Annotated in this window: 12 protein-coding genes and 1 tRNA gene; 5 read left to right on the top strand and 8 right to left on the bottom strand. The window is 44.0% G+C overall.

Annotation, left to right across the window (positions count from 1 at the left end; translation table 11 throughout):
- Nucleotides 1–297: 297 nt before the first annotated feature.
- The 3 genes from ABXT59_RS03970 to ABXT59_RS03960 all read right to left on the bottom strand — a co-directional run bounded on the left by ABXT59_RS03970 (nt 298) and on the right by ABXT59_RS03960 (nt 2804).
- Nucleotides 298–903, bottom strand: coding sequence for an HD domain-containing protein (locus ABXT59_RS03970; protein WP_443637851.1), 606 nt, complete (start codon nt 901–903; stop codon nt 298–300).
- 232 nt (nt 904–1135) lie between these two features.
- Nucleotides 1136–1948, bottom strand: a complete 813-nt coding sequence (locus tag ABXT59_RS03965; RefSeq protein WP_443637850.1) for an SDR family NAD(P)-dependent oxidoreductase — start codon at nt 1946–1948, stop codon at nt 1136–1138.
- 28 nt (nt 1949–1976) lie between these two features.
- Complete coding sequence (locus ABXT59_RS03960; protein WP_443637848.1) at nt 1977–2804, bottom strand: helix-turn-helix transcriptional regulator; 828 nt, start codon at nt 2802–2804, stop codon at nt 1977–1979.
- Nucleotides 2805–2967: 163 nt separating this feature from the next.
- Here ABXT59_RS03960 and ABXT59_RS03955 point away from each other — a divergent pair, with 163 nt between their 5' ends.
- The 5 genes from ABXT59_RS03955 to ABXT59_RS03935 all read left to right on the top strand — a co-directional run bounded on the left by ABXT59_RS03955 (nt 2968) and on the right by ABXT59_RS03935 (nt 7489).
- On the top strand, nt 2968–4101 hold the full coding sequence (locus ABXT59_RS03955) for an ABC transporter ATP-binding protein (RefSeq protein WP_443637846.1): 1134 nt from the start codon (nt 2968–2970) through the stop codon (nt 4099–4101).
- 73 nt (nt 4102–4174) lie between these two features.
- The gene (locus tag ABXT59_RS03950; RefSeq protein WP_443637845.1) at nt 4175–5338 is read left to right on the top strand and encodes an ABC transporter substrate-binding protein; all 1164 of its coding nucleotides are present in this window, start codon (nt 4175–4177) and stop codon (nt 5336–5338) included.
- 104 nt (nt 5339–5442) lie between these two features.
- A complete protein-coding gene (locus ABXT59_RS03945; protein ID WP_443637843.1) occupies nt 5443–6228 on the top strand; it encodes an ABC transporter permease in 786 nt (261 codons plus the stop codon).
- Between the two features lie 14 nt (nt 6229–6242).
- Nucleotides 6243–7055, top strand: coding sequence for an ABC transporter permease (locus ABXT59_RS03940; protein WP_443637842.1), 813 nt, complete (start codon nt 6243–6245; stop codon nt 7053–7055).
- 257 nt (nt 7056–7312) lie between these two features.
- On the top strand, nt 7313–7489 hold the full coding sequence (locus ABXT59_RS03935) for a hypothetical protein (protein ID WP_443637841.1): 177 nt from the start codon (nt 7313–7315) through the stop codon (nt 7487–7489).
- A 126-nt stretch (nt 7490–7615) separates the two neighbouring features.
- Here ABXT59_RS03935 and ABXT59_RS03930 read toward each other — a convergent pair.
- The 5 genes from ABXT59_RS03930 to rplT all read right to left on the bottom strand — a co-directional run bounded on the left by ABXT59_RS03930 (nt 7616) and on the right by rplT (nt 12080).
- Nucleotides 7616–7692, bottom strand: a tRNA-Pro gene (locus ABXT59_RS03930).
- Between the two features lie 143 nt (nt 7693–7835).
- The gene (gene ihfA, locus ABXT59_RS03925; protein WP_443637839.1) at nt 7836–8126 is read right to left on the bottom strand and encodes an integration host factor subunit alpha; all 291 of its coding nucleotides are present in this window, start codon (nt 8124–8126) and stop codon (nt 7836–7838) included.
- 84 nt (nt 8127–8210) lie between these two features.
- Entirely contained in the window at nt 8211–10583 is a 2373-nt protein-coding gene (pheT, locus tag ABXT59_RS03920) for a phenylalanine--tRNA ligase subunit beta (RefSeq protein ID WP_443637837.1), read from the bottom strand.
- Between the two features lie 20 nt (nt 10584–10603).
- The gene (gene pheS, locus ABXT59_RS03915) at nt 10604–11599 is read right to left on the bottom strand and encodes a phenylalanine--tRNA ligase subunit alpha (protein WP_443637836.1); all 996 of its coding nucleotides are present in this window, start codon (nt 11597–11599) and stop codon (nt 10604–10606) included.
- A 124-nt stretch (nt 11600–11723) separates the two neighbouring features.
- Nucleotides 11724–12080, bottom strand: coding sequence for a 50S ribosomal protein L20 (rplT, locus tag ABXT59_RS03910; RefSeq protein ID WP_443637834.1), 357 nt, complete (start codon nt 12078–12080; stop codon nt 11724–11726).
- Nucleotides 12081–12092 lie beyond the last annotated feature (12 nt).

Below are 12092 nucleotides of genomic sequence, written 5' to 3'. Positions count from 1 at the left end.
CGCTTGTTGATTGCATTTATTAACAAAAGGTGAGGGTATTGGTTTCGGTTGGGGCCAGCATGGGCACAACTATGCTGCATTTACGTTTAAGAATTAAGGGCTTGATAGGTAGCCAAAGGTGAAGCCTTGGGGAATTAATTTTTCTTCATCACGCTATCAGCTAGACCACAACCGAAGGAGAATATGACAATTGATAACATGAACCAATCAATTTGGAACTCCCTTAGTGTTGATATTTCAGCCTTTGCCGCTTAGCGTTTCTATGATTATGTATAAAATTTTCAAGTTGGGTCTATCTCAAATGATGGTAGGCAATCCTGCCATATTGTCCATTTTAATGATTTGTGGTGCATAGGCTTTGCGACTGAATACGCGTTTGAGAAATGGTTCAAAGAAGGCTAATGGCTGGCTATCATAAAGTGGATCAAAGCAGTTTTGGTCCCAACGTTCGCAAAAATCAACAGCGGTTTGGTAATAAGCATGATCACGGTATTGGTCTCGTTCATTGGGATTCCAACCATCTAAATGGTGGGCGTAGTAAATCATTTGAAAAGCGCCGTGGTGTTCAACGACCCAAGTCACTTCTTCTCGCACAAATGGACGCAAGATTTCTGCTGCCATGCGGTCGTGATTCTGTGGTGCCAAGCCGTCGCCTATATCATGTAATAAGGTGGCCACAATCCAATCATCATCAGCTCCATCACGCCAAGCTCTCGTGGCAGATTGGAGACCATGCTCCAAACGGCTTATAGAGTATCCTTCTAGGCTCTCGTGACCTTGTCGCTCAAGCTCCTCCAATAACCTTTTAGCCGTTTGCGCATAGAACTGGTGTTCGAACTCTTGCAGGATGGCGTAATCTTCTCGGGTGCCATGTTTCATTTGGGTAAAACTAACAGTGGTCATAGTCTATGCTCCAGTTCTATTGCTTGGCATCAATTTTGATGCTCTTTAGTTTTGCATGCAGTACTTGCTGCTTTAGCCAGGCTATTTCATCAAAATTTATGAGCAGCTGTGGAATTTAAACTATTAAGTTTGTAATTTCCAGCATAAAGTGCTGACATTTTCTACCAAAAAATCTGGCCCTTTTAATGCAGCAATTCGTCTCCTCAAGGCAGTTCACTACAACTAAATCAGTCTATCCTTTAGAATACCAACCATTATCAACATAAAGTGCATTGCCCGTAATAAAGCTAGCTTCATCGGAAGCTAAAAATACCACTGCCGCTGCCACTTCCTCTGGCTCACAGATTCGACCCTGAGCCTCCGCCAAGGCACCCCCTTCCCAGGCTTGACCTGCTGCATCCAGCTCATCAATTTCACGCAAACCATGCGCAGTTTTAACAAATCCAGGGCAGACTGCATTACATCGAATGCCCCTATCCCGGTATTCAGTTGAAATGCTCCGCGCAAGCTGCAATACCGCCCCTTTAGTCATGCAGTAAAGTGCTTCCAAAGCATAACCAAGTTCGGAAGCAATGGACCCAGTTATCACAATTGAGCCACCACCATTCTCACTCATTTCCTTTACAGCGCGGCGACAGACCAAAAATGCCGAACGCACATTGATATTCATTAAGCGTTCATAATCCGCTTCACTCGTCTCATGTAACGGCTTTACCGTAATTGTACCAGCGTGGTTAAACAATACATTGTAGCCACCAAAAACTTCATTGACACGGTCAAAAGCTTTATCGACTTGAACTGAGTCTGAAACATCAGTTTCTATAAATTCAGCGATACCTCCAATTTCACGAATACGCTTTACGATCGATTTTCCTGCCTCTTTTTGAATATCGAGTATTGCTACTCTTGCCCCTTCTCGAGCGAAGGCTAAAGATGTCGCACCACCCATTCCGGCAGCACCACCTGTAATAACCGCAGTTTTTCCCACTAATCGACCAGCAGGTTGCCTATTGCTAGGCTGACCATTCATAATGTCGTTTGGCATACATTGATCTCCAATATTTATCGCTTTCTTAGTGTTTAATTTGGTCAAAGAAAATATCGAACAACTCTTGCTGGGACGATATTTGCAACTTCCCATATATATTCCGACGGTGAATGCGCACAGTGCCTACAGAAATACCAAGGGCTTGAGCAATGGCTTCTGAGGAGTGGCCCTCTAAAATTCGCGATACCACTTGGGTTTCTCTCGGTGTAATTCTGACAGTAAACAGTTCGCTCACTCTACTCTCAATAATTGTTTGGCTCGGACATGCTTCAGTTCTTTGAAAATCACCCTCAAAGCGCTGAGATAATCCTTGCCAGTGATGTCTTGAAAGGCTATCAACAATAGGAAATACACTCTCCAGTAATTTAAATTCACGTGCGGAGAATTTAGAACTCTCAGCCGAACGCATTAACGATATTACAACGGCAACATCATCTACTGGGTAAAGAGTGTAGGAAATTTCTTCAGCTAATCCTGTCTGGATGTAATAAGAACGATAATATTGACTTTGGTAAAAACGATCTGGCGCAATATCCCGCAATCTGTATAAACCAGAATCTACCTTACGACTAGATGCCTTAAAAAATGGATCTAATAGATAGGGTCCCTTCAGATAGTCATCAACATACACAGCACGATTAGCCGTCGAGAAACTATGGTAAAGACATAGTGGCCTTTCATCCAGATGATAAGCAAATGAAACTGAATAATCGTAATCAGTAATTGTTCTCAATGCCTTATCCAGATTAAGAGAAAAGGTTTGGCTGCCTAGGGAGTCAATACATTCAGCAATTGACAAAACCCAGGAACTTTGTCCAAACTGATTTTTTTTAGACCGATTAATGCTATTCATCGTTAAAACTTGCGTTTATCAAACTCAACCCTTACTTATTCTATTATTTTCGCTATTTGGTATATATACCATAATTGAGTAAAATATTGTATATTTATTTAATCTACGTGGTAGTATGTTAACTATATTGAAGTTAAGGTAAGTGTTTTAGGAGCATACAAAATTGTCGACTAGGCCCAGTTACTCAAATAATATGGACATTGAGTTTAGAAATGTTACCAAGCATTTTGAAGGTGTTGTGGCTGTCGACAACCTCTGTTTGAGTGTTAAACGCGGTTCGTTTTATAGCTTTCTGGGTCCATCTGGATGTGGAAAAACAACGTCACTCCGACTCATAGCGGGGTTTGAACAACCGACTCAAGGTGAACTCTTTATTGGCGGTGCCTCCGTGGTTGGAATTCCCTCATATAAACGCCCAGTGAATATGGTTTTTCAGCAATATGCCCTATTTCCACATATGACCGTCTCTGATAATATTGGCTATGGATTACGTCAGATCAGCCCAAAAATAGATAAGTTGGAGGTTCGTAAAAGAGTTGATGAGGCCCTAGAAAAGGTTCGGCTTAGCGGTTACGGAGAACGCAGAATTTGGGAGTTGTCTGGTGGCCAACAGCAACGTGTAGCCCTTGCCCGCGCACTAATTAATCGTCCAACTTGTTTATTACTGGACGAACCGTTAGCAGCTCTCGATCGCAAGCTACGTCGAGAAATGCAAATTGAGCTTCAAACCCTGCAGCGCGACGTTGGCATTACTTTCATATTGGTAACGCACGATCAAGAGGAAGCGCTTTCGATGAGTGATGAAATCTGCATCATGCGCGAAGGGCAAATAATTCAGTCAGGCAGTCCTCAAGAGCTTTACGATCAGCCACAGAGCAGATATGTTGCGGATTTTGTTGGTAAAACAAACTTTTTCTCCGGCACAATAACTGAAATCAAAGGTTCTAAAGTTATCATTGAGACGGGTTCAAATGAAATATTAGTCGGAACTCAAGCTAAAGGGGCCATCCCACTGGTTTGTGGCAGTAAGGCGTCAGTAGCGGTTCGTCCTGGAATGATATCTCTTTCAGCCTTAGGTGAAACCAAAAAAAGTGATCGCATTTCCATACATGGACAGATTATGAACCGGATATTTCTTGGTGAAAACTCTGAATATCTTATTAATACCAAAGGATATGGTGAGGTAATGGTGTTATCCCCCAAATCACTCGAAAGTGACAATGAAAGTTTTGTGCCGGGAGATATGGTCTCCTTAAGCTGGAGTCCAGAAGCCGCCCTTGTGTTGGGAGATGTTTAAAAACTGTACTGGGGATCCGACAGTAACAGTTATCATGTAAATTGCGGATCGAACTTAAATGAGGTGAATAGTAATGAATAAAAACAATAACGATAAGCCCATAACAGCAACAAAGTTCATGAAAGAACTCCACCGCTACAGAAAAGGCTCAGTTTCCCGTAGGCATTTTCTCGGCGTAACTGGGCTTGGCACGGCGATGGCGGTGATGGGCACAGCGATGCCGTCTTTATATTCCAACCAAGCCAACGCGTTCGGTGATGTTGGTGATCGACTAATTTTTGCAACTTGGCCTAATTACCAGAACCAGGTAAATCTTGACGAATATACCGAATTAACTGGCGCACATATCCAAGTTAATGCTTTCGGGTCAAACGAAGAGATGCTAGCTAAGTTGCAAGCAGGCGGAACGGGTTGGGATGTTTTTGTACCGACTAACTACACCATTTCCAACTACGTAGAACTCGGTTTGATTCAGGAACTAGATCTATCACGAATACCCAATTACGACGCATCTGCTAACAACCCTAAATTTTCTGACCCCGCGACCGTAGACGGAAAAGTATACTGCGTACCCAAGAACTGGGGAACCACCGGCTTTATTGTTAATTCTAATAAGGTTACAAGTCAGCCTAAATCTTGGAAAGATTTTTTTGATGCTACTATGGGTAAAGCGTCAGGTCATACTATCTTGCATGACTACCAATTGACTACCATCGGTGCGGCCTTGTGTGCTCTGGGCTACTCGTTTAACTCTATCGACGCGAAAGAACTAGGCGAAGCTGAAGCATTGTTAATCAAGTCCAAGCCACACCTATTTGCAATCACTTCCGACTACCAACCAGGGATGCGCAGCGAAGATGCATGGTTGTCGATATGTTGGAACGGTGATGGAACACAGCTTAAAAACGACATGCCTGAAATGCAATACGTGATCGCCAGCGATGGGGGTGAGATTTGGTCTGACTTCTATGCCATCCCAACAGATGCACCACATCTAGATGCTGCTTATGCCTTCATAAATTTCATGCAAGACCCTTATGTTCAGGCTCGTGACGCAGCTGTTCATGGCTATGCACCAACTGATGCGCGCGCTATTGCTCTACAGCCAGATTCTCTGGCAAACGATCCAATTTTGCATCCAGCACTCGAGTTGATGAATGGTTTGGAATTTGGTGCAGCTCAAACTATGACCGATCCTATTCGGGCAGAAGTTATGGCACGTTTCAAGTCAGCCTAAAATGGAAGTGTTAATTAACAATGGATAATCATAAGAGAAAAAGAAAATCTGAAAACTGGTTCACCGCAGTAATGTTGGCACCAACATTTCTGTGGTTTTTGTTCATGTTAATTTTGCCTCTTGTGGTTATCCTAGTTTTTAGCTTCGGAGAACGAGCAGCTGTAGGTGGCTACGCTGGAGGTTTTACTTTTGAGCACTACGCAAATTTATCATCGCGATTGAAAGCCTTTCAAAACACAATGACTATTGCGCCATTGGGCACTCTTTTATGCTTATTAGTGGCCTATCCCTTGGCTTATTATCTTGCGTTAAGTGTTAGCAAAAAATTTAAGATGATATTGCTAGTGTTGGTAATTGTACCATTTTGGACGAGCTTACTGGTGCGAACATATGCCTGGATTTTTATATTGGGTGGCCGGGGCATACCTACACTATTAGAATTTATTGGTTTCGAAGATGTGAGCCTCATTAATACCCAAGGGGCAGTTTTAATTGGCATTGTCTATGGCTACTTGCCTTTAATGGTTTTCCCGATTTTTGTTTCACTAGAAAAACTCGACAGAAGATTGCTAGAAGCATCCAACGACTTAGGCGCCTCACCTTTAAAAACTTTTTGGCAGGTCACGCTTCCCTTATCCATGCCAGGCATCGCTACTGGTTGCATGCTCGTCTTTATCCTGCTCATGGGTGAGTTTTTAATCCCTGCCTTTTTAGGTGGAGGAAAAGTGTACTTTATTGGTAATGCATTGGTCGACTTATTTTTGCAGTCTAGAAACTGGCCTTTTGGCGCGGCTATTTCAGTCACACTGGTTGCCATCATGTTGATTACTGTTACTTTTTATATGCGTATGCTCAATAGCAAAACAGGGAGAGATGAATCCCTGATGTAGGGGATTGAATTACTATGCGAATCTACGCTATTGCAGTCTTTTTGTTTTTATACATTCCGATCGGAATTATCGTTCTCTTTAGCTTCAATGCTGGGAGACACGCAAGCGAACTACGCGGCCTATCAGTTCAATGGTATAGTAAAGCATTGTCAAATCCGTTTGTCAGTGATGCCTTTGTTACCAGCCTGATTATTGCACTTTCTGTCGCTGTACTATCGACTTTACTGGGAACCACTGCTGCGTTAGCTTTACAGCGTTTAAAAGGCCCATTACGAACCTTTTTTGACGGCATGATATACGTATCAGTTATGGTGCCTGGCATCGTTATCGGTATTGCAACACTAGTAGCACTAGTCACAGTATTCGACTTTTTAAATCCTTTACTCGCCTCCCTATGGCCCGAAGGAATGAAGCCCCCTAAGCTACATATGGGCTATGCATCAGTTATTGCTGCTCATACGCTTTTCACTATGTCTATGGTAATTATCCTTGTTAGAGCTCGCATTTCAGGGATGGATAGAACCCTAATAGAAGCCTCACTGGATTTATATGCAACCCCGTGGCGCACTTTTTATCAAGTGACGTTACCACAAATTTTTCCTGCCATTTTGGCTGGGTTCTTGCTTAGTTTTACCTTTAGCTTCGATGACTTTATTATTTCGTTTTTTGTCGCTGGGCCAAACACTACACTTCCTATTTATATCTTTTCGTCAATTCGGAGGGGTATTACACCGGAAGTGAACGCAATTGGCACTATGGTTTTAATTACTTCATTGATTATACTGATGGCAGCTCAGTATGCCCTCCATCGTCGTGATATACGTTAGCTTAGTAAATCCCCTTGGCACTTGGTCATCAGCATTTAGTTGTTCGCCATTCAGATGCTAAAACAGTCACAGCCGCACATTAACACTGTGAGGCGTTGGATCAGAGAGGTTAAGTTCAACGTGATTGAAATGTATTAGGCCCATATATGATCCACAGATTGCCTAACAAGAGAACCAAGACTGCTATGGATACAGGCAACCATAGAACTTATATTACCCCAGCGTATTTAAGCAGAGCGTTTAAAAAGGTTAGGGACTTGGTTAATCCATACCCTGATCACACAGAAGATGAACAACCAGGCATTCACCAAGGTAAAGCATTGGGTAGTAAGTTATACAAAAGAAGGTTTGGTGAATCAGCAATAATAATGGCTGGACACATCAGTAAAGAAATGACTAACTATTATGAAGAAGATCCTGACAATATTAAATAGAAGCTGGCAGTGCCTAAATTGGACTTAAAAGCCGATTTAAAGCGTTAGACTTGACTAACTTTTGACCAACTCTGTTTTTGATATATTTGGAAAAGCTCTGAAAGCCCAACCCCATAAGGGTTTAATTGGTCGGGACGGCAGGATTTGAACCTGCGACCCCCTGCCCCCCAGGCAGGTGCGCTACCAAGCTGCGCTACGCCCCGACACGACCCTTTATGCAGTTCAATGAGAACCTCAAGGGAGGCGGTATATTACTTTAATCACTGCCGTTTTGGAAGTATTTAAGGCGCATATTCAAGCAAGATATGGAATTAAATCAAGTCTTTGCTACTATTGGGCGAGCAGATTAGTTTTCTGACTCAACCCGGTCTTTAAGCTTTTGGCCAGGCCTAAAGGTCACCACCCGACGCGCTGAAATAGCCACTTCTTCACCAGTTTTAGGATTGCGCCCAGGTCGCGATCGCTTGTCTCGCAAATCAAAGTTGCCAAAGCCTGATAACTTAACCTGCTCGTTGTTTATCAGGCTGGAAGAGACTTCATCAAAGAAGGCCTCTACCATTTCTTTTGCATCACGTTTACTGAGCTTTTGTTCACTACTAAGACGTTCTGCCATATCGGCTTTAGTCAGTGATCCCATAGCTAGATCCTCGCCTATTATTTATTATTTTCCAGTTCATCTAGTCTAGATGCCCCATTAGTTCTGCAACTAAGGGGGGGGTGTTTAGCCTCTTAAGCTAGCACCCGCGTGCTGAGCAAGGTGTTTAATCACCTGTTCAACCCATTGATTTACCTCATCATCTGTAAGAGTGCGCTCTGGGTGCTGCCACGTCAAGCCTAAAGCAAGACTTTTTTGCCCATTTTCAATACCTTGGCCCTGATAAACATCAAATAAGCGCACTGCATTAAGCCATTCCCCAGCGCTAGATTGAATATAGTCTGTAACCTTGGCCACACTCACCTGTTGATCTAATACAATGGCTAAGTCACGACGCATTTCTGGAAACTTAGACAAGGTCTCATAGCTAGGCAGCAGACCCATGCTGATTGACTCCAGATCTATTTCAAACATAAACACTGGTCCTGCAAGGTCTAAGTCTTTAACTAAGCCCGGATGCATGGCGCCAATATAACCCACAATGAGCTCACCCACTTTAATGGCAGCACTTTGCCCGGGGTGCAAGGCTAAATGCCCAGTCGCTTCAAAAGAGAAATTTTGACCACTGAGGCTCAATAAAGACTCAAGGTCACCCTTCACATCAAAGTAATCAACCTGTTCAGCTTTACCGTGCCAACTTTCAGGGTGCCGTGAACCATAAATTAAACCCGCAAATACATCTTGCTGCTGCAAGCCTTGTTCACTTGGGATAAAACGCTGTCCCGTTTCAAACAGTCGCACTCGAGGTTGCTGACGGTTCTGATTGTGTTGCAAGGCTTTTACTAAGCCTGGCCATAAGCTTGTGCGCATAACGGCCATATCAGCAGATATAGGGTTAATCAGCTCCACCGGTTTATTTTGATCGTCAAACTTGGCCAACAACTCAGGTTCGACCATGCTATAAGTAATAGCCTCTTGATAACCCCGGCTCACCATGTGGCGACGCAAAATAGATAGAGGACGGTGTACTTCTGGCTTGGCTGGAATCTCCATGGTTGCCACTGGGTTGGTACTGGGTAGATTATTGTAACCATAGATACGCGCAACCTCTTCCACAAGGTCAGCCTCAATAGCGATATCAAAGCGCCAAGAGGGTGCAGTGAAGCACCAACTTTCATCATTGGATGACACCAAAGTAAGTCCTAAACGCGTCAAAATATCCAGCACTTGTTGGTCAGAAATTTTGTGAGCTAATAACGATTCTAAGCGAGCTTTACGTAAGGTGACCTGACTCAAACTAGGTAGGTCTGCCGTTGAAACCTGCTCTACTATGGGGCCTGCCTCACCACCTACGATGCTTTGCAACAGCATTGTGGCACGATCCATTGCTTTGCGCTGCAGATCATAATCTACACCGCGTTCAAATCGATGGGACGCATCCGTATGCAGGCCATAGCTGCGGGCTTTACCAGCAATACTGATGGGGCTAAAAAAAGCAGCTTCTAAGAATATATTACTCGTCGACCCACTGACTCCAGTGTCTGCTCCACCCATAATGCCAGCCATGCCCAATACACCTTCATTATCAGCGATGACTAATATTTCATTGTTGAGTTCAACTTTTTGACCGTCAAGTAGGGTTAGGTTTTCACCCTGACTCGCCATGCGCACAATAATTGACCCATTGACCTTGTCTAGATCATAGGCATGCATGGGTTGGCCCATTTCTAAGAGAATGTAGTTGGTCACGTCGACCACTGGATCTATACTTCTTATATCACAACGTCGCAGCTTTTCTTGCAACCACAATGGTGAGGTTTGTGTGATATCAATATTATTTAATACGCGACCTAAAAAACGGGGACAATGTTGAGGTTCATTAATCCTTACCGGGAAAACGTCTTCGATTTGGGGAGCTAATTCGGTATATTCTGGGGCCGTGATATCTAACGAATTTAGCACGCCTACTTCCCTTGCAAGGCCTGCAATGCTCAAGCAATCGCCTCGATTAGGGGTAAGATCCACATCAATGATCTTGTCATTAAGATTAAGATACTCACGAATATCAACACCTATGGGTGCATCAGCAGAGAGTTCCATGATGCCATCATTTTCTTCGTTAATCTCTAACTCTGCACCTGAACAGAGCATGCCAAATGACTCTTGTTGCCGTAACTTGGCCTTTTTAATTTTGAAGTTACCGGGTAACACTGCACCCACTGTGGCAAACGCGACTTTAATACCGACGCGTGCATTGGGTGCGCCACAAACAACTTGAGTGTGAGAAGTGCCATCATTAACCTGACAAACTCGAAGCTTATCTGCATCTGGGTGTTGTTCTGCACTGACAATTTTTCCTACGATGACGCCTGTAAAATCGCCAGCAGCAGACTCTACACCATCAACTTCTAGGCCAGCCAAAGTAACCTGGGCTACCAATTCATCACTGCCAACTTCTGGGTTAACCCATTCACGCAGCCACTGTTCACTAAATTTCATGTCTATCTCTCAATCGAAGATTAACTAAATTGGGCTAAAAAGCGCAAGTCATTTTCAAAGAACATGCGTAAGTCCTTTACGCCATAGCGCAGCATAGCTAAGCGTTCAACACCCATACCAAAGGCAAAACCTGTGTATTTTTCAGTGTCGATACCTGAGTGCTCAAATACCTTAGGGTGCACCATGCCACAACCTAACACTTCCAACCATTTTTGCTCACCGTCTTCCCCTTGGTAACCAATGTCCACTTCAATAGAAGGTTCGGTAAACGGAAAGTACGAAGGGCGAAAGCGAACTTGGAGGTCACGTTCGAAAAATACGTTAAGGAAGTTATGCAGGATACCTTTGAGGTCTGCAAAACTAATATGATCATCCACCAATAAACCCTCTATCTGATGGAACATGGGGGAGTGCGTTTGATCTGAATCACAGCGGTAAACTCGGCCAGGGCAAATGATACGAATAGGCGGTTGTTGTTTTTCCATGGTTCTTACTTGTACACCTGATGTGTGGGTACGCAGTAGAGTGCCATCACCAAAGTAAAAAGTGTCGTGCATGGCCCGAGCTGGATGGTGAGCTGGGATATTGAGGGCTTCGAAATTATGGTAATCATCTTCTATTTCTGGGCCTTGAGCCACAGAAAAGCCAATTTGGGAGAAGAAATTCTCAATGCGCTCGATGGTCATAGTGACTGGATGCAAACCCCCATTAACTTGGGCGCGGCCAGGCAGAGTAACGTCGATGCTTTCTACGGCAAGTTGCTTACTGAGGGCATCAGCCGCCATCATCGTGCGCTTTATCGTGATGGCATCTTGGACTTGCTGTTTAGCTTCATTGATTTTGGCACCCGCTGCAGGGCGTTCTTCGGCAGACAACTTGCCTAGGCTTTTAAGTTGCTGAGTCAACTCACCTTTTTTACCTAAGTACTGAACCCGAACTTGGTCAAGGGCTGCTTCGTCTGCCGCTTGAGCCACAGCTTCCAAGCCATCGGTGACCAGTTGCTTGAGGTGTTGCATATTTTTCTCCATCTAAAACAAGACAGGGGAAGAGTTTGCACTCTTCCCCTGTTTCTAATCCTCGTGAGAGGATACGAAGGTAGTTTAATCGACACCAACCAAGGCTAGCATCAGATCAACCAGCTTAAGCGAGTGCCGCTTTAGCCTTCTCTACGATCGCTGTGAATACCGCTTTATCATGAATGGCTAGGTCTGCCAACACTTTGCGGTCGATCTCGATTGAAGACTTCTTCAAACCAGAAATCAAACGGCTGTAGGATAACCCGTTCATACGCGCACCGGCGTTAATACGGGTAATCCATAAAGCACGAAACTGACGCTTACGTTGACGACGGTCGCGGTAGGCATATTGGCCAGCTTTGATGACGGCTTGCTTAGCAACACGGAATACACGGCTACGTGCACCGTAATAGCCTTTAGCCAGCTTGAGGATCTTCTTATGACGGCGGTGTGCTTGCACACCACGTTTTACGCGAGACATTATACTTTCTCC

This window comes from Candidatus Njordibacter sp. Uisw_058, from assembly GCF_047730065.1.
Taxonomy (GTDB): domain Bacteria; phylum Pseudomonadota; class Gammaproteobacteria; order Pseudomonadales; family Balneatricaceae; genus Njordibacter.
The sequence above is the reverse complement of the archived record's forward strand: the minus strand, read 5'-3'. Positions and strand labels throughout refer to the sequence as shown.

Coding starts and splice junctions, on each gene's coding strand:
- ABXT59_RS03970 (WP_443637851.1), bottom strand. CDS start 903: ATGACCACTGTTAGTTTTACCCAAATGAAACATGGCACCCGAGAAGAT.
- ABXT59_RS03965 (WP_443637850.1), bottom strand. CDS start 1,948: ATGCCAAACGACATTATGAATGGTCAGCCTAGCAATAGGCAACCTGCT.
- ABXT59_RS03960 (WP_443637848.1), bottom strand. CDS start 2,804: ATGAATAGCATTAATCGGTCTAAAAAAAATCAGTTTGGACAAAGTTCC.
- ABXT59_RS03950 (WP_443637845.1), top strand. CDS start 4,175: ATGAATAAAAACAATAACGATAAGCCCATAACAGCAACAAAGTTCATG.
- ABXT59_RS03945 (WP_443637843.1), top strand. CDS start 5,443: ATGTTAATTTTGCCTCTTGTGGTTATCCTAGTTTTTAGCTTCGGAGAA.
- ABXT59_RS03940 (WP_443637842.1), top strand. CDS start 6,243: ATGCGAATCTACGCTATTGCAGTCTTTTTGTTTTTATACATTCCGATC.
- ihfA (WP_443637839.1), bottom strand. CDS start 8,126: ATGGGATCACTGACTAAAGCCGATATGGCAGAACGTCTTAGTAGTGAA.
- pheT (WP_443637837.1), bottom strand. CDS start 10,583: ATGAAATTTAGTGAACAGTGGCTGCGTGAATGGGTTAACCCAGAAGTT.
- pheS (WP_443637836.1), bottom strand. CDS start 11,599: ATGCAACACCTCAAGCAACTGGTCACCGATGGCTTGGAAGCTGTGGCT.
- rplT (WP_443637834.1), bottom strand. CDS start 12,080: ATGTCTCGCGTAAAACGTGGTGTGCAAGCACACCGCCGTCATAAGAAG.